Below are 19,896 nucleotides of genomic sequence, written 5' to 3'. Positions count from 1 at the left end.
CGCTGCGGCGGGTTTTCTTTCGACCTGCCCCTCGATCCACCGCCCTGTCGGCTCGATACCATCGCCCGATGCGAATCTCCCTCGAAAGCCCCGCGCAGCCCGACGTCATCCAGCTCATCGACGACCTCGACGCCTACCAGAAGCCGCTATATCCGCCCGAGTGCCACTACGGCATCGACATTGCGGCGCTGTCCGCCGCGAACGTGCTGTTTGCGGTGGCACGCGACGGCGAAGGCGCGGCAGTTGGTTGCGGCGCGATCGTGATGGAGCCGGAGTTCGGCGAGCTCAAGCGCATGTACGTGCGGCCCGAGAACCGGGGGCAAGGCGTCGCGGCGAGAGTGCTGGGTTTCCTCGAGGGCGAAGCGAAGGCGCGCGGCTGCGCGATGTTCAGGCTCGAAACGGGCGTGAGCCAGCCGGAGGCGCTGTCGTTCTATGCGCGCGCGGGCTATGCGCGGCGCGGACCGTTCGGCACGTACCCGGACGATCCGCTGAGCGTGTTCATGCAAAAGGAAGTCGCAGGCTGAGAGGCTGCTGCCTCCGTCGCCGATGAATCCGGTCAGCGCCTGATCCGCACCGAAGCCGCGCTGCGCTCGGCCTCGCCGTGGAACACGGCTTCGATGTTGTTGCCGTCCGGGTCCAGCACGAACGCCGCGTAGTAGCCGGGGTGGTATGAGCGCTCGCCAGGCGCGCCGTTGTCCCGCCCGCCATGCGCGAGCGCGGCCTTGTGAAAGGCATCCACCATGGCCCGGTCCTTCGCCTGGAACGCCAGGTGATGGCGTCCGGTGAGTTCGCCCTGCACTTCCTCGCTGTCGCGCGTCGAGACGAACAGCTCGTCCGCCCAGAAGTTGCGCTCGTCCGAGCCGCCCATGGGAATCTCCAGCGCCTCGAAGACGGCCGAATAGAAGGCCTTGCTCGCAGCCAGATCCCGAACGACCAGCCCGACGTGGTCGATCAGGCGGCCCCGATGCAGTTCGCGTTTCTCCATGGAGTGCTCTTGACGGTTGAGGTGGGAGGCGGAGTCTACAGAGACTCCCTCCGGAGTGCCCTTGCGCTCAGCCTGCCTCCGGCCTCGCCAACGCCGCACGCATCGCGCGGGTCGCGCTGTCGGCAGCTTCGACGCGACGGCTCATTTCCTCATTGACCAGACGCACCAAAGAGCCGAGCTCGGTGCGCGTGGGACCGAGTTGTTCTGTATCGCCCACCTCCAGCGGCGCGATGAGCTTTTCAAGGCATGTATAGGCGCAGAGCACTTCGCGAAGACTGTCGGTGTCGTCGCAGGCTTGAAGAGCGAGGGCTTCGGCAGCGTCGAAGCGGGTTGATGCGGGTGGCGTACGCGAGCGAGTAGAAGCAGCCATGAATGGCCTCCGGTGATACGCAGAGATGCTTCGAGACGCCAATCCCGAGCACGCCGAGCTTTCGACGTGCGGGGCGCAGTTTATCGCCCGGACGAAGAACTCATCGAAGCGAACTCAAAGCCGCATTCCGAGCCAGATCACCGTCTCGGTCGAGGCCGCAACAACCGGGCTCAGCAACTTCGTCCACACATGGCCCGCACGCACATGCGACGCCGACTGGTCGTGATGCAACTGCTCCTCCTCGACGATTTGCGAGATGACATGGACGGCCATTTCGTCCTTGCCCGTCAGTTCGCGCAATTGCGTCTTCAGATGTCCCAGCACCACGCGCTCGACAGCCACTGTGGTCGCAGCAATGGCATGGCGACCCAGCAGCCCGGTGAGCACACCCAGTACCCATCCGCCGATGCCACACAACCAATAGCTGCGGCAACGGCGCACTCCCCGTCGCTGCAGCTCCGCCCCAAACAGCGCCCGGTGTCTTTCCTCGTGGGACTTGAACTCACGCAACTCCGATACGAGCGAGGGTGCAGTCCATTGCGCCACGAAGATCTGCGCCCTGTAGATGTTGACCGCACCTTGCTCGCCCGCATGGTCGACCTTGAGGATCCGTCCGCCCAGCGTCGAACCCCGGTCCAGTTGCTTCCCCTCATTCATTGCGGATCCCTCATTTGCCGAGGATTTTGACGAGTCGGCCGCCCGGCCGGCGCAAATCAGCGACATCAGGGGAAATACCTAGAGACCAGGCCACCATCGGCCCGGGCGTTCCCTCCACGAGGGAAACGGCGCGCCTCTACACCTCTCGAATCCCCTTCACCCCTGGCCCGCTACTTGCGATCGTGATCAAAAATGACAGAAAATTTTCTTCTCTGACTTATATTTGTAAACCGGTTTTCAAAAAACGCACACTTTCGGGCGCATTGCACCCTCCATGAGCACCACTTTCGACTCCCCAGGCACAACCGTGGCCCAGCGCATTGCGCAGGCACTGCCGCGGCTGTCGCGATCGCATAGGCAGGTGGCCGACTACGTGCTGGAGCACCCGCTGCAGGTGGCCACGCTGCCCATCGACGAGCTGGCTGCGGTGGTGGGCGTGTCGGTGGCCACGGCCAACCGCTTCGCGCGGGCGCTCGATTTCGACGGCTACGCCACCTTCCGCGCCGAGCTCGTGCGCGGCTTCGAGCCGCTGGTGGCGCCGGTGGAGCGGCTGCGCGGCAACCTGGAGCGGCCGACCACGGTGGCCGAGGTGTTCGCCACCGCGCTCGACGAGAGCCGCCGCAACATCGACGCGACGCGCCAGACGCTGGACTACGCCGCCTGCGAGGCCGCGGTGGAGCGCATCGGCAAGGCGCGCTCGGTGTACATCGGCGGCTTCGGCGCGAGCGCGTGGCTCGCGGGGCTGCTGCAGCACGGGCTGGACGGCAGCTGCAGCGACGTGCGCATGCTCTCCAGCGTGAGCGGCGTCACGCATGCGGCGCGCACGCTGATGCACGCGGGGCCGCAGGACGTGTTCATCGGCCTGACCTTTCCGCGCTACCTGACGGACACCATTTCGCTCGCGCAGATCGCGCGCAGCCAGGGCTGCGCCGTGATCGCCCTCACCGACCGCCCCAGCTCGCCGCTGGCGCCGCTGGCCGACGTGGCGCTCTTCTGCCAGACCGAGACCAGCTACCGCCCCAACTGCGAGACCAGCGTGCTCGCGCTGATCGAAGCGCTGACCAGCGCGGTGTCGCTGCGCGCGCCCGACCCGGTGCACTCGGCCGGCCGCATCCTGCACGCGGTGCGGCCGTGGCTGCATGGCGCCAACGGGCTGCCCCGCATCAGCGGCCTCGACACCGGTGCCGCCGGGCACGACAAGACAACGACAGATGCCTCCGCCGCGACCGGCGCCGGCAAGAGAAAGAAGAAAGCTTCCCGATGACCCAGACCCACGTGCCCGTGATCGCCATCCACGGCGGCGCCGGCACCATCAGCGCCGCGACGACGAGCGCGGAACAGGCGCAGGCCTATCACGAGGCATTGAAGAACATCGTCGCGGCCGCGCAGGCGATGCTGCTCAAGGGCGCATCCGCGCTCGACGCCACCTGCCTCGCAGTGGAACTGCTCGAGGAGTGCCCGCTCTTCAACGCCGGCCATGGCGCGGTGTTCACGCACGACGAAACCCATGAGCTCGACGCCGCCGTGATGGACGGCGCCACGCTCGCCGCCGGCGCGATCGCGGGCGTCTGCCACATCCGCCGCCCGGTGCGCGCCGCGCGCGCCGTGCTGGAAGACGGCGCCCACGTGCTGCTGGCCGGTGCCGGCGCCGAGGCGTTCGCGCAAGAGCGCGGGCTGGAGATGGTCGAGCCCTCGTTCTTCTCCACCGAGGCGCGGCGTCAGCAGCTCTACCGCGTGCGCGGCACGGGCCGCGTGGTGACGGACCACGAAGGCGCCTCGATGACCGCGGCCTCGCCGCTCGACGAGGACAAGAAGTTCGGCACCGTCGGCGCGGTCGCGCTCGACATGCACGGCCACCTGGCCGCGGCCACCTCCACCGGCGGCATGACCAACAAGCGCGTCGGCCGCATCGGCGATTCGCCGCTCATCGGCGCCGGCACCTATGCCGACGACCGCACGGCCGCCATCTCGTGCACCGGCAGCGGCGAGATGTTCATCCGCGTCGCCGCCGCCTACGACGTCTGCGCGCGCATGGCCTACGGCGGCGCGACGCTCGAAGCCGCCACGCACGCCGTGGTGCAGCAGTCGCTGCCGGCCATCGGCGGCTCCGGCGGGCTGATCGCCGTGGACCGCCACGGCAACCTGAGCCTGGCCTTCAACAGCGAAGGCATGTACCGCGGCCACGCGCGCGGCAACGAAGCGCCCCAAACGGCCATCTTCGCCTGACGCAGCAGCCCCTTTTTTCCTCGCATTTCCATGTCCACCCCTGCCCTCGCCCTGCCGGACGGCCGCGTTCTCGCCGTCGACGACCTCACCGTTCGCTTCTCGACTTCCGAGCGCACGGTCGATGCCGTGAAGAAGCTGTCCTTTCACGTCGACCACGGCGAAACGCTCGCGGTGGTGGGCGAATCGGGTTCGGGCAAGTCGGTGACCTCGCTGGCGCTGATGCGCCTGGTGGAGCACGGCGGCGGCCGCATCCTGAACGGCAGCATGATGTTCCGCCGCCGCAACGGCGAGGTGCTCGACCTCGCGCAGGCACGCGACGGTGCCATGCGCAACATCCGCGGCGCGGACATCGCGATGATCTTCCAGGAGCCGATGACGTCGCTGAACCCGGTGTTCACCGCCGGCGACCAGATCGCCGAGGCCATCCGCATCCACCAGGGCAAGAGCGACGCGGCCGCCCGCGCCGAAGCCCTGCGCATGCTGGAGCTGGTGCGCATTCCCGAGGCGCGCAACGTGCTCGACCGCTTTCCGCACCAGCTTTCGGGCGGCATGCGCCAGCGCGTGATGATCGCGATGGCGCTGTCGTGCAAGCCGCAGCTGCTGATTGCCGACGAGCCCACCACCGCGCTGGACGTGACCATCCAGGCGCAGATCCTCCAGCTCATCCGCGAGCTGCAGAAGGAGATGCACATGGGCGTGCTCTTCATCACGCACGACATGGGCGTGGTGGCCGAGATCGCCGACCGCGTGCTGGTGATGTTCCGCGGCGACAAGGTGGAAGAAGGCGTCTCCGACGACGTGTTCGCGGCGCCTCAGCACCCCTACACCCGCGCGCTGCTGTCGGCCGTGCCGAAGCTGGGCGCGATGCAGGGCACCGACCTGCCGGCCAAGTTCGAGCTGCTGCGCACCGAGGCTAGCGCCGACGCCGCGGCGTCCGACCAGGCCACGCCGCAGGACACCGTGCGCGCCGACGCCGGCCCCATCCTGCGCGTGCGCGACCTCGTCACCCGCTTCGACGTGCGCAGCGGCCTCTTCGGCCGCGTGAAGCGCCGCGTGCATGCGGTGGAGAAGATCAGCTTCGACCTGTACCCCGGCGAGACGCTGGCGCTGGTCGGCGAATCGGGCTGCGGCAAGTCGACCACCGGCCGCTCGCTGCTGCGCCTGGTCGAGAGCCAGAGCGGCGCGATCGAGTTCGGCGGCAAGAACATCCGCGAGCTGCCCACGCGCGAGCTGCAGGCGCTGCGCCGCAACATCCAGTTCATCTTCCAGGACCCGTTCGCTTCGCTCGATCCGCGCGTGACGGTGGGCTTCTCGATCATGGAGCCTCTGCTCATCCACAACATCGCCAAGGGTGCCGAGGCGCAGCAGCGCGTCGACTGGCTGCTCCAGAAGGTCGGCCTGCCGCCCGAGGCGGCACAGCGCTATCCGCACGAGTTCTCCGGCGGCCAGCGCCAGCGCATCGCCATTGCGCGGGCGCTCGCGCTCAACCCCAAGGTGGTGGTGGCCGACGAATCGGTGTCGGCGCTGGACGTGTCCATCCAGGCGCAGATCGTCAACCTGATGCTCGACCTGCAGCGCGAGCTGGGCGTGGCTTTTCTCTTCATCTCGCACGACATGGCGGTGGTGGAGCGCATCAGCCACCGCGTGGCCGTGATGTACCTGGGGCAGATCGTCGAGATCGGTCCGCGCCGCGCGGTGTTCGAGGCGCCGCAGCATCCCTACACCCGCAAGCTGATGTCGGCGGTGCCGGTGGCCGATCCGTCGCGCCGCCACAAGCCGCGCGCGCTGCTGGAGGGCGAGATTCCCAGCCCGATCCGCGCCGTGGGCGACGAGCCCGAGGTGCCGCCGCTGGTGCAGGTCGCGCCCGGCCACTTCGTTGCGCGGCACGCCATCGGCGGCGCGTTCTGATCCACGCCCCTTTCTTCATTCATTTTTCTCAACCCGCAGGCCCTCCTGCTTTTTCCTCGAACCGACTGGAGTTCTTCCATGACGCAACAAGCTTCTTCCTCCCTGCGATGGGCATCCGCACTGCTGGGCCTGGCCGCGCTGGCCGCCTCGGGCACGGCACTGGCCGCGAAAGACGTGGTGCTGTCCATCGGCTACCAGCCGGAAACGCTGGACCCGTACAACACCAACACCACCATCACCACGGCCGTGACCAAGACCTTCTATGAAGGCCTGTTCCAGTTCGACAAGGACCTGAAGGTGCAGAACGTGCTGGCCGAGGGCTACGAAGTGTCGAAGGACGGCCTGGTCTACACCATCAAGCTGCGCACCGGCGTGAAGTTCCACGACGGCACCGACTTCAACGCCGACGCCGTGAAGTTCACGCTCGACCGCGTGCTGAACCAGGACAACAAGCTGCTGCGCTACAACCAGTTCAACCGCGTGAGCAAGGTCGAGGCCGTGAACCCGACGACCGTGCGCATCACGCTGAAGGAGCCCTTCGGCCCCTTCATCAACTCGCTGGCCCACGCGTCGGCCGCCATGATCTCGCCCACCGCGCTGAAGAAGTGGGGCAACAAGGACATCGCCTTCCACCCCGTGGGCACGGGCCCCTTCGAGTTCGTCGAGTGGAAGCAGACCGAAGCCGTCAAGGCCAAGAAGTTCGACGGCTACTGGAAGAAGGGCTACCCGAAGGTCGACAACGTCTCGTGGAAGCCGGTGCTCGAGAACAACACGCGCGCCGCGATGCTGCAGACCGGCGAGGCCGACTTCGCCTACCCGATTCCCTATGAGCAGGCCGAGCTGCTGAAGAAGAGCGAGAAGCTCGAAGTGGTGGCAACGCCGTCGATCATCACGCGCTTCCTGGCATTCAACATGCTGCAGAAGCCCTACGACAACCCGAAGGTGCGCGAAGCCATCGGCTACGCCATCAACAAGGAAGCACTGGCCAAGGTCGCCTTCGGCGGCTACGCCTTCCCCGCGCAGGGCGTGCTGCCCCAGGGCGTGAAGTACGCCGAGAAGATGGCGCCCATTCCCTACGACCTGAAGAAGGCCAAGGAGCTGATGAAGGAAGCCGGTTACCCGGACGGCTTCGAGTCGGTGCTGTGGAGCGCCTACAACAACACGACCTCGCAGAAGACGATCCAGTTCGTGCAGCAGCAGCTCGCGCAGATCGGCATCAAGCTGCAGGTGCAGGCGCTCGAAGTGGGCCAGCGTACCGAGCAGGTGGATGCATGGCCCGATCCGAAGACGGCCAAGGTCCGCATGTACTACACCGGCTGGTCGTCGTCGACCGGCGAAGCCGACTGGGGCCTGCGCCCGCTGTTCGCCTCGGAAGCCTGGGCTCCGAAGCTGAACAACATGTCGTTCTACAAGAGCGAAGCGGTCGACAACGCGCTGGCCAAGGCGCTGGTGACCACGGACGAGAAGGAACGCGCAGCGCTGTACAAGACCGCGCAGGAAGAGATCCGCAAGGACCTGCCGCGCGTGCCGATGATCACCGAGCAGAACCTGTCGGCGCATGCCAAGCGTCTGTCGGGCGTGTTCGTGATGCCTGACGGCAACATCAACATCGACGCGATCTCGACGTCGAACTGAGTACTCCCCCAGGCTGCGCGCACTTCGTGTCGCTACGCCAACCCCCTCGCCGGGGGCGACACCAGCGGCCCGGCCAAGCCGGTTCCGCGGTGTCCCCCTGATGAGGGTGACTGTTTTCTGATGCCATGCTGAATTACTTTCTCAAACGACTGCTGGGCCTGATCCCCACGCTGCTCATCGTGGCGGTGCTGGTGTTCCTGTTCGTCCACATGCTGCCCGGCGATCCGGCGCGTCTCGCCGCCGGCCAGGACGCCGACGAGCAGACCGTGGCCATGGTCCGCGCGGAGCTCGGGCTGGACAAGCCGCTGCCGCAGCAGTTCGTGAGCTTCTTCTCCCACATGCTGCAGGGCGACTTCGGCACCTCCATCCGCACGCGGCGGCCGGTGGCGACCGAGATCGGCGAGCGCTTCTTCCCGACGGTGATGCTGACCATCACCAGCATGGTGTGGGCGGTGATCTTCGGCATGGCCATCGGCATCGTCTCGGCCGTTTACCGCAACAGGTGGCCCGACCGGCTGGGCATGACGCTCGCGGTGTCGGGCATCTCTTTTCCCGCATTTGCACTCGGCATGCTGCTGATGCAGATCTTCTCGGTCCAGCTAGGCTGGCTGCCCACGGTGGGCGCCAGCAGCTGGAAGCACTACATCCTTCCCTCGATCACCCTGGGCGCGGCCGTGGCGGCCGTGATGGCGCGCTTCACGCGGGCCTCCTTCGTCGAGGTGATCCAGGAAGACTTCGTGCGCACCGCACGCGCCAAGGGCGTGCGCGAGTCGAGCGTGGTGTTCAAGCACACCCTGCGCAACGCGCTCATTCCGGTGGTCACCATGATGGGGCTGCAGTTCGGCTTTTTGCTGGGCGGCTCAATCCTCGTGGAGGCGGTATTCAACTGGCCCGGCCTCGGCCGCCTGCTGGTCGACGCCGTGCAGATGCGCGACTACCCCGTCATCCAGACGCTGGTGCTGCTGTTCTCGCTCGAATTCATCCTGATCAACCTGGTGGTCGATGTGCTGTACGGCTACATCAACCCGACCATTCGATACAAGTGAGCAAGCAGCCATGACGCAACAAGCTTCCGGCGTGCCTGCCGAAACCATTCCATCTCCGGCGCCGGCCATGGCGGCCGTTCAAACCGCCGGCAAGGTCCGCACGCCCTGGGGCGAATGCTGGCGCCGCTTCAAGAAGCAGCCGGTGGGCATCGTCGCCGCGCTCTTCGTGCTGCTGCTGGTGTTCGTCGCGGTGTTCGCGCCGTGGATCGTGCCTTTCGATCCGGAGAACTTCTTCGACTACGACATGCTGAACACCGGCCCTTCGGCCGCGCACTGGTTCGGCGTCGATCCGCTGGGCCGCGACATCTTCAGCCGCATTCTGGCGGGTGCGCGCATCTCGCTGATGGCGGGCTTCCTGTCGGTGGTGCTGGGCGGCATCATCGGCACCGCCTTCGGCCTGCTGGCGGGCTACTACGAAGGCTGGTGGGACCGCATCGTGATGCGCGTCTCGGACGTGCTCTTCGCCTTCCCCGGCATCCTGCTGGCGCTGGGCGTGGTGGCCATCCTGGGCAGCAGCATGACCAACGTGGTGGTGGCGGTGTCGGTGTTCAGCGTGCCGGCCTTCGCGCGCCTGGTGCGCGGCAACACGCTGGTGCTCAAGCAGCAGACCTACATCGAGGCCGAGCGCAGCATCGGCGCTTCGGACTGGACCATCATCGTGCGGCACATCCTGCCGGGCACCATCTCGTCGATCGTGGTGTATTTCTCGATGCGCGTGGGCACGTCGATCATCACGGCCGCCAGCCTTTCGTTCCTGGGCATGGGCGCTCAGCCGCCGACGCCCGAATGGGGCGCGATGCTCAGCGAGGCCCGCGCCGACATGGTGACCTCGCCGCATGTGGCGCTGTTCCCCAGCCTGGCCATCTTCTTCACCGTGCTCGCCTTCAACCTGCTGGGCGATGCACTGCGCGACGCGCTCGATCCGAAGATCGACCGCCAGTAAATCCGGTTCTCTTTCTTCATGTCTTCCAGCAAGCAGCAGGCCTCCCTCCCCTTCATCGGCAATCTGCTCCAGGGCGAACGCAACGCCATCACCGACGTCGCGGGCGTCACCGTCGGCCACCGCACGCTGGCCGACGGGCCCGTGCAGACGGGCGTGACCGTCATTCGTCCGCACGCGGGCGACCTCTTCCGCGACAAGGTGCCCGCCGCCGCCGTGGTGCTCAACGGCTTCGGCAAGAGCGTGGGCCTGCTGCAGGTGGAAGAACTCGGCGTGCTCGAGACGCCCATCGCGCTGACCAACACCTTCTCGGTCGGCACGGTGGCTGCGGCGCAGATCCGCCGCTGCGTGGCCGACAACCCCGAATGCGGGCGCACCCTGCCGACGGTCAATCCGCTGGTGTTCGAGTGCAACGACGGCTTTCTCAACGACATCCAGCGCATGGCCGTGAGCGAGGCCGACTACCTGCATGCGCTGGCCGACACCGGCGTCGACTTCGAGCAGGGCTCGGTCGGCGCGGGGCGCGGCATGTCTAGCTTCCAGCTCAAGGGCGGCATCGGCAGCGCCTCGCGGCGGGTGTCGGCGCGCAACGACGGCACCAGCGGTGGCCTGGGTGGCGAAAAGAACGTCGGCACCGGCGGCCTGCACACAGTGGGCGCACTGGTGCTGGCGAACTACGGGCGCCAGCCGCAGCTGCTGCTGGCCGGTCACGCGGTGGGCGAACGGCTCGCAGCGCAGCAGGCCGAGCGCAGCCTGCCGGCGGTGAACGAGGCCGAGAAGGGCTCGATCATCATCGTGGTGGCCACCGACGCGCCGCTCGACGCACGCCAGCTGCGCCGCCTCGCGCTGCGCGCCGGTGCCGGGCTGGCCCGCACGGGCTCGGTCTTCGGGCACGGCAGCGGCGACATCGTGCTGGCCTTTTCCACCGCCTACACCGTGCCCGACAGCGTCGAGCGGCCGATGCCCGCCGTGGCGATGCTGCACGACGGGCTGCTCGACGGCCTCTTCCAGGCCGCGGCCGACAGCACGGAGCAGGCGATCATCCACGCCCTGTGGCGCGCCACGCCAGTGACCGGGCGCGACGGCAACCACCGCGCGGCGCTGGCCGACGTGCTGCCCGCCTCCGCCCTCTTTTCAACCCACGCCTGAACACGAACGAGCCGCCCAATGAAAGTCCTGATCTCCACCGACATCGAAGGCGTTGCCGGCGTCTTTCAATCCGAGCAGGTGCGCGCGGGCAACCCCGAGTACGAGCGCGCGCGGCTGCTGATGACGCACGAAGCCAACGCAGCCATCGCCGGCGCCTTCGACGCGGGCGCCACCGAGGTGCTGGTGAACGATTCGCACGGGGGCTTTCGCAACATGCCGGCCGACCTGCTCGACTCGCGCGCCCGCGTGATCCAGGGCAAGCCGCGCTACCTGAGCATGGTGGCGGGCGTGGAGGAAGGCCTGGACGCCGTCTGCATGGTCGGCTACCACTCGCGCGCGCAGGGGCGCGGCATCCTCGCGCACACCATCAACAGCTTCGCGTTCGCGGGCATCTCGCTCGGCGGCGAGGAGCTGGGCGAGGCCGGCCTCTATGGCGCGCTGGCCGGCGAATACGGTGTGCCGGTGGTGATGGCCAGCGGCGACGACGTCTTCATCGCCGAGAACCGCCCGCTCTTCCCGCACGCGACCTTCGTCGAGACCAAGAAGGCCACCGGCTGCACCAGCGGCGTGTCGCTCTCGCCCGAGCAGTCGCGCCGGGCGATCCGCGCTGGCGTGGAAGAAGCATTGGCGGCGCGCGCCAACGCCAGGCCGCTCGTCTTCGAAGGCCCGCAGACCGTGACGCTGCGCGCCCAGACCTCCGCGCTGGCCGACCTGTTCTGCCAGTGGCCGAGCTTCGAGCGCGTCGACGGCGTCACCCTGCGCTTCACCGCACCGACGGTGGAAGCGGCCGTGCGCATGCTGAACTGCTGCTCGGCGATGTCCTCGATGCTGCGCTGAGGCGCGCGGCCGGCTGGCCGGCTCCCTCTCCAGAAATCCCGCCGCCCCCTGTGCCGGCGTACCCCGGGGCACCGCGCCGGCGCCCTGCCCGGCCTTATCCGGAATAAGCATCAAACCGCCCGGAAACCCGCATGGATGCTGGCAAATAAGCTTATCCGCATAAAGCGCGAACCAAAAAATAGTTTGGTTCCATAAGGAGCGCTCGGACAATCGCGCCTTCTTGCTGGGGTACCCCGCTACACGCGCGGCACCGCACTTCCTTCAAGACAAACGCACGATGTACCAATACACAGAATTCGACCGCCAGTTCGTCCATCAGCGAGCTGCCCAGTTCCGCGACCAGCTCGAGCGCTGGCAGAAGGGCAAGCTCGCCGAAGACGAGTTCCGCCCCCTGCGCCTGCAAAACGGCTGGTATGTGCAGCGCTACGCGCCGATGCTGCGCGTGGCCGTGCCGTACGGCGAGCTGTCGAGCCGCCAGCTGCGCGTGCTGGCCCGCATCGCCCGCGAGTACGACGAGCCCGAGGCGGAGGTCTACAAGAAGGCCATCGAGACGCAAGGCCTGCTCGGCAGCCAGAAGCTGCCCACCCACTACGCCCACTTCACGACCCGCCAGAACGTCCAGTACAACTGGATTCCGCTGGCCAAGTCGGCCGACGTGATGGACCTGCTGGCCTCGGTCGACATGCATGGCATCCAGACCAGCGGCAACTGCATCCGCAACATCACGAGCGACGAGCGCGCCGGCATCGCCGTCGACGAGGTCGCCGATCCGCGCCCGTTCGCGGAAATCATGCGCCAGTGGAGCACGCTGCACCCCGAGTTCGCGTTCCTGCCGCGCAAGTTCAAGATCGCCATCACCGGCGCCTCCGAAGACCGCGCCGCCACCGGCTGGCACGACGTGGGCCTGCACGTGGTGAAGAACGAAGCCGGAGAGATCGGTTTCCGCGTACAGGTGGGCGGCGGCATGGGCCGCACGCCCATCGTGGGCACGGTGCTGCGCGAGTTCCTGCCGTGGCAGCAGATCATGAACTACCTCGAGGCCGTGATCCGCGTCTACAACCGCTACGGCCGGCGCGACAACATCTACAAGGCGCGCATCAAGATCCTGGTGAAGGCCGAGGGCCAGCGCTACATCGACGACGTCGAGGCCGAGTACAAGCAGATCCTCGAGCACGACGGCGCGCCGCACACCATCACGCAGGAAGAGTACGACCGCGTGGCCGCATCCTTCGTGCCGCCCGCGCTCGCCACCCGCGTGCTGCAGAGCGCCGAGAAGACCGACGCCGAGCTGCGCCACCACGCCGCCGACGACGTGCAGTTCGCACGCTGGCTGGCGCGCAACGTGGCGCCGCACAAGAACCCGGCCCTGCGCGCCGTGACACTGTCGTTCAAGCGCCTGAAGCAGGCGCCCGGCGATGCATCGGCCGACCAGCTCGACACCATCGCCGAACTGGCCGACCGCTTCTCGGCCGGCGAAGCCCGCGTGACGCACGACCAGAACGTGGTGCTGCCCTGGGTGCATGCCGAAGACCTGCACGCGCTGTGGCTCGCCGCCCGCGCCGCCGGCTTCGCCAGCGCCAACGTGCACCTGCTGACGGACATGATCGCCTGCCCCGGCGGCGACTTCTGCGCGCTGGCCAACGCACGTTCCATTCCGGTGGCAGAAGCCATCACCGAGCGCTACCAGGACCTCGACGAGCTCGACGACCTGGGCGAGATCGACCTGCACATCAGCGGCTGCATCAACTCGTGCGGCCACCACCACAGCGGCCACATCGGCATCCTGGGCGTCGACAAGGACGGCAAGGAGTGGTACCAGGTCACCCTCGGCGGCTCCGACGGCTCCGCGCTCAGCGGCACGCCGCAGGCCGGCAAGGTGGTCGGCCCCTCGTTCTCGGCGGCAGAAGTGCCCGGCGTGATCGAGGCCGTGCTCAACACCTACCGCGACACCCGCGAGAACGGCGAGAACTTCATCGACACGCTGCGCCGCGTCGGCCACGACCCGTTCAAGGCCGCCGCCAACGGTGCGCGTTTCAAGGTGGAGGAAGCAGCATGAAGAAGACCCTGAACATTCTCTCGGCGGAAGAACACGTCGACGACGGCGACCCGAAGGTGCTGCAGCTGCCCAACGACGCCGACCCGCTCGCCATCGAGGTGTGCCTGGCCGACATCGAGCGCATCGACCTGCACTTTCCGAAGTTCACCGACGGCCGCGCCTACAGCCAGGCCTTCCTGCTGCGCCGCCGCCTGGGCTTTACCGGCGACATCCGTGCCACGGGCGACGTGCTGATCGACCAGCTCGTGCAGATGGAGCGCACCGGTTTTTCGAGCGCGGTGCTCAAGGAAGGCGTGGACGCCTCCGACGCGCAGCGCCAGTTCGACCGCTTCGCCGCCTTCTACCAGGGCGATGCGGTGCAGACCGTTCCGCACTTCGCGGCGGCGACCGAGAGCGCGTGAAGGCATCGACATGAGCATCGACATCGACCGCATCAACGCCGAGCTGGGCCGCAACTCGGAAGGCCTGGTGGACTGGGCACTCGGCCTGGGCCAGCCGGCCATCGTCACCACCAACTTCAGGCCCTTCGAGGCGGTGATCCTGCACATGGTCACGCGCGTGAAGCGCGACGTGCCGGTGGTGTGGATGGACAACGGCTACAACACCGAGGCCACCTACCGTTTCGCCGACGAGGTGACGAAGCAGCTGGGCCTGGACCTGCACATCTACCTGCCGCGCCGCTCGCGCGCCCATCGCGAGGCGGTGGAAGGCCCGACGCCCGCGCTCGACGACCCGCGCCACGCCGCCTTCACCGAAGAAGTGAAGCTGGAGCCCTTTGCCCGCGCTCTGCGCGAGACGGCACCGAAGGTGTGGTTCACCGCGCTGCGCGCCACCGACACGGCCGTGCGCGCGCAGATGGACCCGGTCAGCATCAACCCCGACGGCCTGATCAAGGTCGCGCCGCTGCTGCACTGGTCGTCCAAGGACCTGCACGAGTACTGCGTGAAGCACGGCCTGCCCAACAACTTCGACTACGTCGACCCGACCAAGGGCGAAGACAACCGCGAGTGCGGCCTGCACCTCGCGCACTGAGCGCCTGCACCGCATCGACCTCCCGCATCCAGCACCCCATCCTCCGATGAACGCCCGAACCGAAACCGAACTGCTGCTGCCGGCGGCACACCTGTCCAACACGCACCTCGATGCGCTGGAGGAAGAAACCATCTTCATCCTGCGCGAAGTGGCGGCCGCCTTCGAGCGCCCCACCCTGCTGTTTTCGGGCGGCAAGGATTCGCTGGTGCTGCTGAAGTGCGCGGAGAAGGCTTTCGGCGTGGGCCGCATTCCCTATCCGCTCTTGATGATCGACACCGGCCACAACTTCCCCGAGGTCACGGAGTACCGCGACCGCCGCGCGAAGGAACTGGGCGCGGAGCTGATCGTGCGCAGTGTCGAAGACTCGATGAAGCGCGGCACCGTGCGCCTGGCGCACCCGGGCGAGTCGCGCAATGCGCACCAGTCGGTGACGCTGCTGGAAGCCATTGAAGAATTCCGCTTCGACGCGCTGATCGGCGGCGCCCGCCGCGACGAGGAAAAGGCGCGCGCCAAGGAGCGCATCTTTTCGCACCGCGACAGCTTCGGCCAGTGGCAGCCCAAGGACCAGCGCCCCGAGCTGTGGACGCTGTTCAACACCCGCCTCGCTCCGGGCGAGCACTTCCGCGTGTTCCCCATCTCGAACTGGACCGAGCTCGACGTGTGGCAGTACATCGCCCGCGAGGAAGTCGGCCTGCCCTCGATCTACTACACGCACAAGCGCGAAGTGGTCGAGCGCCGCGGCCTGCTGGTGCCCGTGACCGAACTGACCCCGGCGCGCGACGGCGAGACGGTGCAGGTGCGCGACGTGCGCTTCCGCACCGTGGGCGACATCACCACCACCTGCCCGGTGGAAAGCCTGGCGGCCGATGCGAGCGACGTGGTGCTCGAGACGCTGTCGGTCGACGTTAGCGAGCGCGGTGCCACCCGCATGGACGACATGACGTCTGAAGCATCCATGGAAAAACGCAAGAAAGACGGTTACTTCTAATGAGCGCGACGACTGCTACCCCTGTGAACAACGACGTCCACGGCGACACCGGCACCGCCCTGCGCTTCATCACCTGCGGCTCGGTCGACGACGGCAAGAGCACGCTGATCGGCCGCCTGCTGGTCGACAGCAAGACCGTGCTGCAGGACCAGCTGGCCGGCGTGCAGCGCGGCGGCGAGACCGACCTGGCCCTGCTGACCGACGGTCTCTCGGCCGAGCGCGAACAGGGCATCACCATCGACGTGGCGTACCGCTACTTCTCGACGGCCAAGCGCAAGTTCATCATCGGCGACGCGCCGGGCCATGAGCAGTACACGCGCAACATGGTCACTGCCGCTTCGGCCGCCGACGCCGCCGTGGTGCTGGTCGACGCGACCAAGCTGGCCTGGGCCGCCGAAGTGGAGGACGGCACCGTGGTCAAGCGCGAGCTGCTGCCGCAGACGCGCCGCCACACGCTGCTGTGCCACCTGCTGCGCGTGCAGTCGATCGTGTTCGCCGTGAACAAGCTCGATGCCATCGCCGACGCCGGCCTGGCCTTCGAGCGTATCTCGACCGCGCTGAACGCCTTCGCCGAAGCGGCCGGCGTGAAGGTGGCGGCCATCGTGCCGATCTCCGCGCTCAAGGGCTGGAACGTGGCCACGCGCCATGCCGACTGGGTCGGCTACGAAGGCCCCAGCCTGCTCGAGCTGCTGGAAGACCTGCCGGTGACGGCACAGGACGAGGCCGTGCCCTTCGCCTTCCCGGTGCAGTGGGTCGAGAAGTTCTCGTCGTCGGCCGACACCTCGCAGGGCCGCCGCGTGTTCTGGGGCCGCGTCGCATCGGGCCACGTGGAGCCGGGCCAGCGCGTGACCGTGCTGCCGAGCAACCAGACCGCCACCGTCGCCCAGGTGCTGAGCCACACGCGCCAGCCGAAGGCGGTGCATGCGGGCCACAGCGCCGGCATCGTGCTCGACCGCGAGGTCGACGTGTCGCGCGGCGACTGGCTGCTGGCGCCCGGCGCCTTCGAGCCGGTGCGCGAGATCACCGCCACCGTGGCCTGGCTCGACGACGAGCCGCTGGTCGCGGGCCGCGTCTACTGGGCGCTGCAGGGCCACCGCTGGGTGAAGGCCAAGGTGGCGCGCATCGTCGATCGCGTGAACATCACCACGCTCGAATCGGAAGCCGCGACGCAGATCGAGGCCAACGCCATCGGCGACGTGGTGCTCGCGCTGCAGCAGCCGCTGGCGGTGCTGCCCTTCACGCAATCGCGTGCACTGGGCTCGCTGGTGCTGGTCGATACGGCCTCCCACAGGACCGCCGCTGCCGTTCTCGTGCAGCCCTCCGCCGCAAAGGCCTAAAATCCCGGGTTTTCCCCGACCTCACCACTGACGCCAGAAAACAAATGACCCACGTCGTCTCCGAAGCCTGCATCCGTTGCAAATACACCGACTGCGTGGACGTCTGCCCCGTCGACTGCTTCCGCGAAGGTCCCAACATGCTGGTGATCGACCCGGACGAATGCATCGACTGCGCAGTCTGCATCCCCGAGTGCCCGGTCAACGCGATCTACGCCGAGGAAGACCTGCCGGCCAACCAGATCGCCTTCATCAAGATCAACGCCGAGCTGGCCCAGGCCGACGGCTGGAAGAGCATCACCAAGCGCAAGCCCGCCCTGCCCGACGCCGATGAGTGGAAGGACAAGACGGACAAGGTCGGGGAGCTGGTGCGCTGAACCAGCCCGCCGTTCCTGCCGCTCTTCCCATCGAGACCGACGCTCTGATCGTCGGCGCCGGCCCCGTGGGGCTGTTCCAGGCCTTCCAGCTGGGCCTGCTCGAAATCTCCTGCCACATCGTCGATGCACTGCCCGCCGCCGGCGGCCAGTGCGTGGCGCTGTATGGCGACAAGCCCATCTACGACATTCCCGGTACGCCCGTGACCAGCGGGCGCGACCTGGCGCAGTCGCTGCTGCAGCAGGTGGCGCCGTTCAAGCCGCAGTTCCATTTCGGCGAGCAGGTTTCCACCCTGGCGCGCGAGGCTGATGGGCGGCTACTGCTGACCACCTCGGCGGGCAAGGCGTTCCTTGCAAAGACGGTGTTCATCGCGGCCGGTGTCGGCGCCTTCGTGCCCAAGCGCATCGCCGTCGAGGGCATTGCGCAGTTCGAGGGCTCCTCGCTCTTCTATCACCCCGATTCGCTGGATCGCTTCGCCGGGCAGACGGTGGTGGTCAACGGCGGCGACGACATCGCGCTCGAGACCGCCATCGCGCTCACGGCGATTGCGAAGCAGGTCACGCTGGTGCACCGGCGCGACGGTTTCCAGGCCGAAGAAGCCACCGTCTCGGCCATGCGCGCCCTCGTGGGCGCCGGCAAGCTGGCCTTCAAGGTCGGCCAGCCCAGCGCCTTCGACGGCAAGCAGTTGCAGATCACCACGCCAGACGCGACCACCGTCGACCTGCCGCTCGATGCACTGGTCGCCTGCCTCGGCATCTCGCCGCGCCTCGGCCCCATCGCCGACTGGGGCCTGGAGCTGGAACGCAAGCAGGTGCCGGTCGACACCGAGAAGTACGAAACCCGCGAGCGCGGCGTGTTCGCGGTGGGCGACATCAACACCTATCCGGGCAAGAAGAAGCTCATCGTCTGCGGCTTCCACGAGGCTACGCTGGCGGCCTGGGGCGCCACGGCCATCGTGTTCCCGGGCAAGGCCGTGCCGCTGCAGTACACGACCACAAGTACCCGCCTGCACGAGCTCCTGGGCGTGGCCGGCTCCCGCTAGCTAGTTCGCGGCACCGGGCAGCAGCGCCCGGTATTCGCCGATGAAGCTGCCGATGGCTGCCACGTAGCGGTCGACGTCCGCATCGGTCAACGGCAGCGACAGCACGACGAAGCCGCGCGGCGAGGTGTAGATGCCCTCGCTCAGCAGGTGGAAGAAAAGCAGTTGGCGCAGCCGGGCATCGACGGGCGCAAGGTCGTCGGTACTGCGCACCTCGCCACCGACGAAATGCGCGTTCATCAGCGAGCCGATGCCCGTGAACTGCATCGCGACGCCCTCGGCGGCGCACAGCGCATTGAGCCGCACGCGCATCGCATCGCCTCGATCAGCCAGTGCCCCTGCCGCCTCCGGCGTGAAGAGCTTCGTGAGCCCCGCGTGGCCGGCCGCCATCGTCAGCACGTTGTTGTTGAAGGTGCCCGAGTGGGCCAGCGGTCCGGTGCGCGGATCGAACAGCGCCATCACGTCGGCGCGGCCGCCGAAGGCGCCGAAGGACATGCCGCCGCCGATGTACTTGCCCAGCGTGGTCAGATCCGAGCGGATGGCCAGCTTGTTCGCCAGCCCGTGCGGCGCCAGGCGCGAAGTCATCACCTCGTCGAAGATCAGCAGCGCGCCCACGCGCGTGGCCGATTCGCGCAGCGCCTGCAGGAACTCCAGGCGGCCCGGAATGCAGCCGCTCGCGCCCTGCATCGGCTCCAGCAGGACGGCGGCGATCTCGGGGCCGTGCCTGTCGATCTGCTCGCGCGCGGTCTGCTCGTCGTTGTAAGGCAGCACCAGGAAGTCGAAGGGCACGGTCGTCGGCAGCGGCTTGGCGCCGAAGCCCAGCACGCCGCCGTGGTAGCCGCCCGAGAACACGACGATCTTGCGGCGGCCCGTGAAGTGCAGTGCCGCGGTGATCGCCATCAGGTTCGCCTCGGTGCCCGAGTTGGTGAAGCGCAGCTGCTCGATCTGCGGAAAGCGCTCGCAGATGAGCCTGGCGAGCCGGCCTTCGAGCAGGTTGTGGCCGGTGAGGTTGATGCCGCCCTTCATCGCTTCGGCAACGGCCTCGCGGATCTCGGGCGCCGAGTGGCCGTAGACGCCGGCCGTGTACTCGGCGATGAAGTCGGCATAGCGATGGCCGTCGGCGTCCCAGAGCGCGGCGCCCTCGCCCCTGGCGATGGTCAGCGGGAACGGTGCGTAGAACAGCACGGAGCGGCTGTTGGCGCCGGGCATGTAGCGCGCCTGTTCCTCGAACTGGCGCAGGCTGGCGGGGTTGGCTTCGGTGAAGCGGCGGTGCGCGGCTGCAAGGGCTTGGTCGATGTCGGCATGGGCCATGGCGATGT

Annotated in this window: 20 protein-coding genes; 16 read left to right on the top strand and 4 right to left on the bottom strand. The window is 67.7% G+C overall.

The window, feature by feature from the left end; genetic code table 11:
• The first annotated feature begins 68 nt into the window (after positions 1 to 68).
• The gene (locus FHT32_RS06550) at positions 69 to 524 is read left to right on the top strand and encodes a GNAT family N-acetyltransferase (RefSeq protein ID WP_176663837.1); all 456 of its coding nucleotides are present in this window, start codon (positions 69 to 71) and stop codon (positions 522 to 524) included.
• A gap of 32 nt (positions 525 to 556) precedes the next feature.
• Here FHT32_RS06550 and FHT32_RS06545 read toward each other — a convergent pair whose 3' ends face one another.
• The 3 genes from FHT32_RS06545 to FHT32_RS06535 form a co-directional block, all read right to left on the bottom strand.
• Positions 557 to 985 (bottom strand): VOC family protein, encoded by a 429-nt coding sequence (locus FHT32_RS06545; protein WP_176663836.1) that lies wholly within the window; start codon positions 983 to 985, stop codon positions 557 to 559.
• A 67-nt stretch (positions 986 to 1,052) separates the two neighbouring features.
• Positions 1,053 to 1,355: a hypothetical protein gene (locus FHT32_RS06540; RefSeq protein ID WP_176663835.1), complete on the bottom strand. Its 303-nt coding sequence runs from the start codon at positions 1,353 to 1,355 to the stop codon at positions 1,053 to 1,055.
• Positions 1,356 to 1,469: 114 nt separating this feature from the next.
• Positions 1,470 to 2,012, bottom strand: coding sequence for a demethoxyubiquinone hydroxylase family protein (locus FHT32_RS06535; RefSeq protein ID WP_176663834.1), 543 nt, complete (start codon positions 2,010 to 2,012; stop codon positions 1,470 to 1,472).
• Positions 2,013 to 2,286: 274 nt separating this feature from the next.
• Between FHT32_RS06535 and FHT32_RS06530 the strand changes: the two genes are divergently transcribed.
• The 15 genes from FHT32_RS06530 (at position 2,287) to FHT32_RS06460 (ending at position 18,580) form a co-directional block, all read left to right on the top strand.
• The gene (locus FHT32_RS06530) at positions 2,287 to 3,276 is read left to right on the top strand and encodes a MurR/RpiR family transcriptional regulator (protein WP_176663833.1); all 990 of its coding nucleotides are present in this window, start codon (positions 2,287 to 2,289) and stop codon (positions 3,274 to 3,276) included.
• Complete coding sequence (locus FHT32_RS06525; protein ID WP_176663832.1) at positions 3,273 to 4,238, top strand: isoaspartyl peptidase/L-asparaginase family protein; 966 nt, start codon at positions 3,273 to 3,275, stop codon at positions 4,236 to 4,238. The genes FHT32_RS06530 and FHT32_RS06525 overlap by 4 nt, the downstream gene beginning before the upstream one ends.
• Before the next feature lie 30 nt (positions 4,239 to 4,268).
• On the top strand, positions 4,269 to 6,146 hold the full coding sequence (locus tag FHT32_RS06520) for a dipeptide ABC transporter ATP-binding protein (RefSeq protein ID WP_176663831.1): 1,878 nt from the start codon (positions 4,269 to 4,271) through the stop codon (positions 6,144 to 6,146).
• 78 nt (positions 6,147 to 6,224) lie between these two features.
• On the top strand, positions 6,225 to 7,781 hold the full coding sequence (gene gsiB / locus FHT32_RS06515) for a glutathione ABC transporter substrate-binding protein GsiB (RefSeq protein WP_176663830.1): 1,557 nt from the start codon (positions 6,225 to 6,227) through the stop codon (positions 7,779 to 7,781).
• A gap of 125 nt (positions 7,782 to 7,906) precedes the next feature.
• Entirely contained in the window at positions 7,907 to 8,827 is a 921-nt protein-coding gene (gene gsiC, locus FHT32_RS06510; RefSeq protein ID WP_176663829.1) for a glutathione ABC transporter permease GsiC, read from the top strand.
• 67 nt (positions 8,828 to 8,894) lie between these two features.
• Positions 8,895 to 9,770: a glutathione ABC transporter permease GsiD gene (gene gsiD / locus FHT32_RS06505; protein WP_371132154.1), complete on the top strand. Its 876-nt coding sequence runs from the start codon at positions 8,895 to 8,897 to the stop codon at positions 9,768 to 9,770.
• A gap of 18 nt (positions 9,771 to 9,788) precedes the next feature.
• The gene (locus FHT32_RS06500) at positions 9,789 to 10,916 is read left to right on the top strand and encodes a P1 family peptidase (protein ID WP_176663827.1); all 1,128 of its coding nucleotides are present in this window, start codon (positions 9,789 to 9,791) and stop codon (positions 10,914 to 10,916) included.
• An 18-nt stretch (positions 10,917 to 10,934) separates the two neighbouring features.
• The gene (locus tag FHT32_RS06495) at positions 10,935 to 11,753 is read left to right on the top strand and encodes a M55 family metallopeptidase (protein ID WP_176663826.1); all 819 of its coding nucleotides are present in this window, start codon (positions 10,935 to 10,937) and stop codon (positions 11,751 to 11,753) included.
• A gap of 277 nt (positions 11,754 to 12,030) precedes the next feature.
• Complete coding sequence (locus FHT32_RS06490) at positions 12,031 to 13,809, top strand: nitrite/sulfite reductase (RefSeq protein WP_176663825.1); 1,779 nt, start codon at positions 12,031 to 12,033, stop codon at positions 13,807 to 13,809.
• Positions 13,806 to 14,210: a DUF934 domain-containing protein gene (locus tag FHT32_RS06485; protein WP_019652940.1), complete on the top strand. Its 405-nt coding sequence runs from the start codon at positions 13,806 to 13,808 to the stop codon at positions 14,208 to 14,210. Before FHT32_RS06490 ends, FHT32_RS06485 begins: the two co-directional genes overlap by 4 nt.
• Before the next feature lie 10 nt (positions 14,211 to 14,220).
• Entirely contained in the window at positions 14,221 to 14,841 is a 621-nt protein-coding gene (locus FHT32_RS06480) for a phosphoadenosine phosphosulfate reductase family protein (protein WP_176663824.1), read from the top strand.
• Between the two features lie 46 nt (positions 14,842 to 14,887).
• The gene (gene cysD / locus FHT32_RS06475; RefSeq protein WP_176663823.1) at positions 14,888 to 15,829 is read left to right on the top strand and encodes a sulfate adenylyltransferase subunit CysD; all 942 of its coding nucleotides are present in this window, start codon (positions 14,888 to 14,890) and stop codon (positions 15,827 to 15,829) included.
• The gene (locus tag FHT32_RS06470; protein WP_176663822.1) at positions 15,829 to 17,166 is read left to right on the top strand and encodes a sulfate adenylyltransferase subunit 1; all 1,338 of its coding nucleotides are present in this window, start codon (positions 15,829 to 15,831) and stop codon (positions 17,164 to 17,166) included. The genes cysD and FHT32_RS06470 overlap by 1 nt, the downstream gene beginning before the upstream one ends.
• 44 nt (positions 17,167 to 17,210) lie before the next feature.
• A complete protein-coding gene (fdxA, locus tag FHT32_RS06465) occupies positions 17,211 to 17,540 on the top strand; it encodes a ferredoxin FdxA (protein ID WP_176663821.1) in 330 nt (109 codons plus the stop codon).
• Positions 17,498 to 18,580 carry an NAD(P)/FAD-dependent oxidoreductase gene (locus tag FHT32_RS06460; protein ID WP_371132138.1) on the top strand — a complete coding sequence of 361 codons (1,083 nt, stop codon included), beginning with the start codon at positions 17,498 to 17,500 and terminating at the stop codon, positions 18,578 to 18,580. The genes fdxA and FHT32_RS06460 overlap by 43 nt, the downstream gene beginning before the upstream one ends.
• On the opposite strand, the gene FHT32_RS06455 is transcribed toward FHT32_RS06460, so the two are convergent.
• A complete protein-coding gene (locus tag FHT32_RS06455; protein ID WP_176663820.1) occupies positions 18,581 to 19,888 on the bottom strand; it encodes an aspartate aminotransferase family protein in 1,308 nt (435 codons plus the stop codon). It abuts the gene before it with no gap.
• Between the last annotated feature and the right edge of the window lie 8 nt (positions 19,889 to 19,896).

It is taken from the genome of Variovorax sp. SG517, from assembly GCF_013376045.1.
In the GTDB taxonomy this organism is placed as follows: domain Bacteria; phylum Pseudomonadota; class Gammaproteobacteria; order Burkholderiales; family Burkholderiaceae_C; genus Variovorax.
The sequence above is the reverse complement of the archived record's forward strand: the minus strand, read 5'-3'. Positions and strand labels throughout refer to the sequence as shown.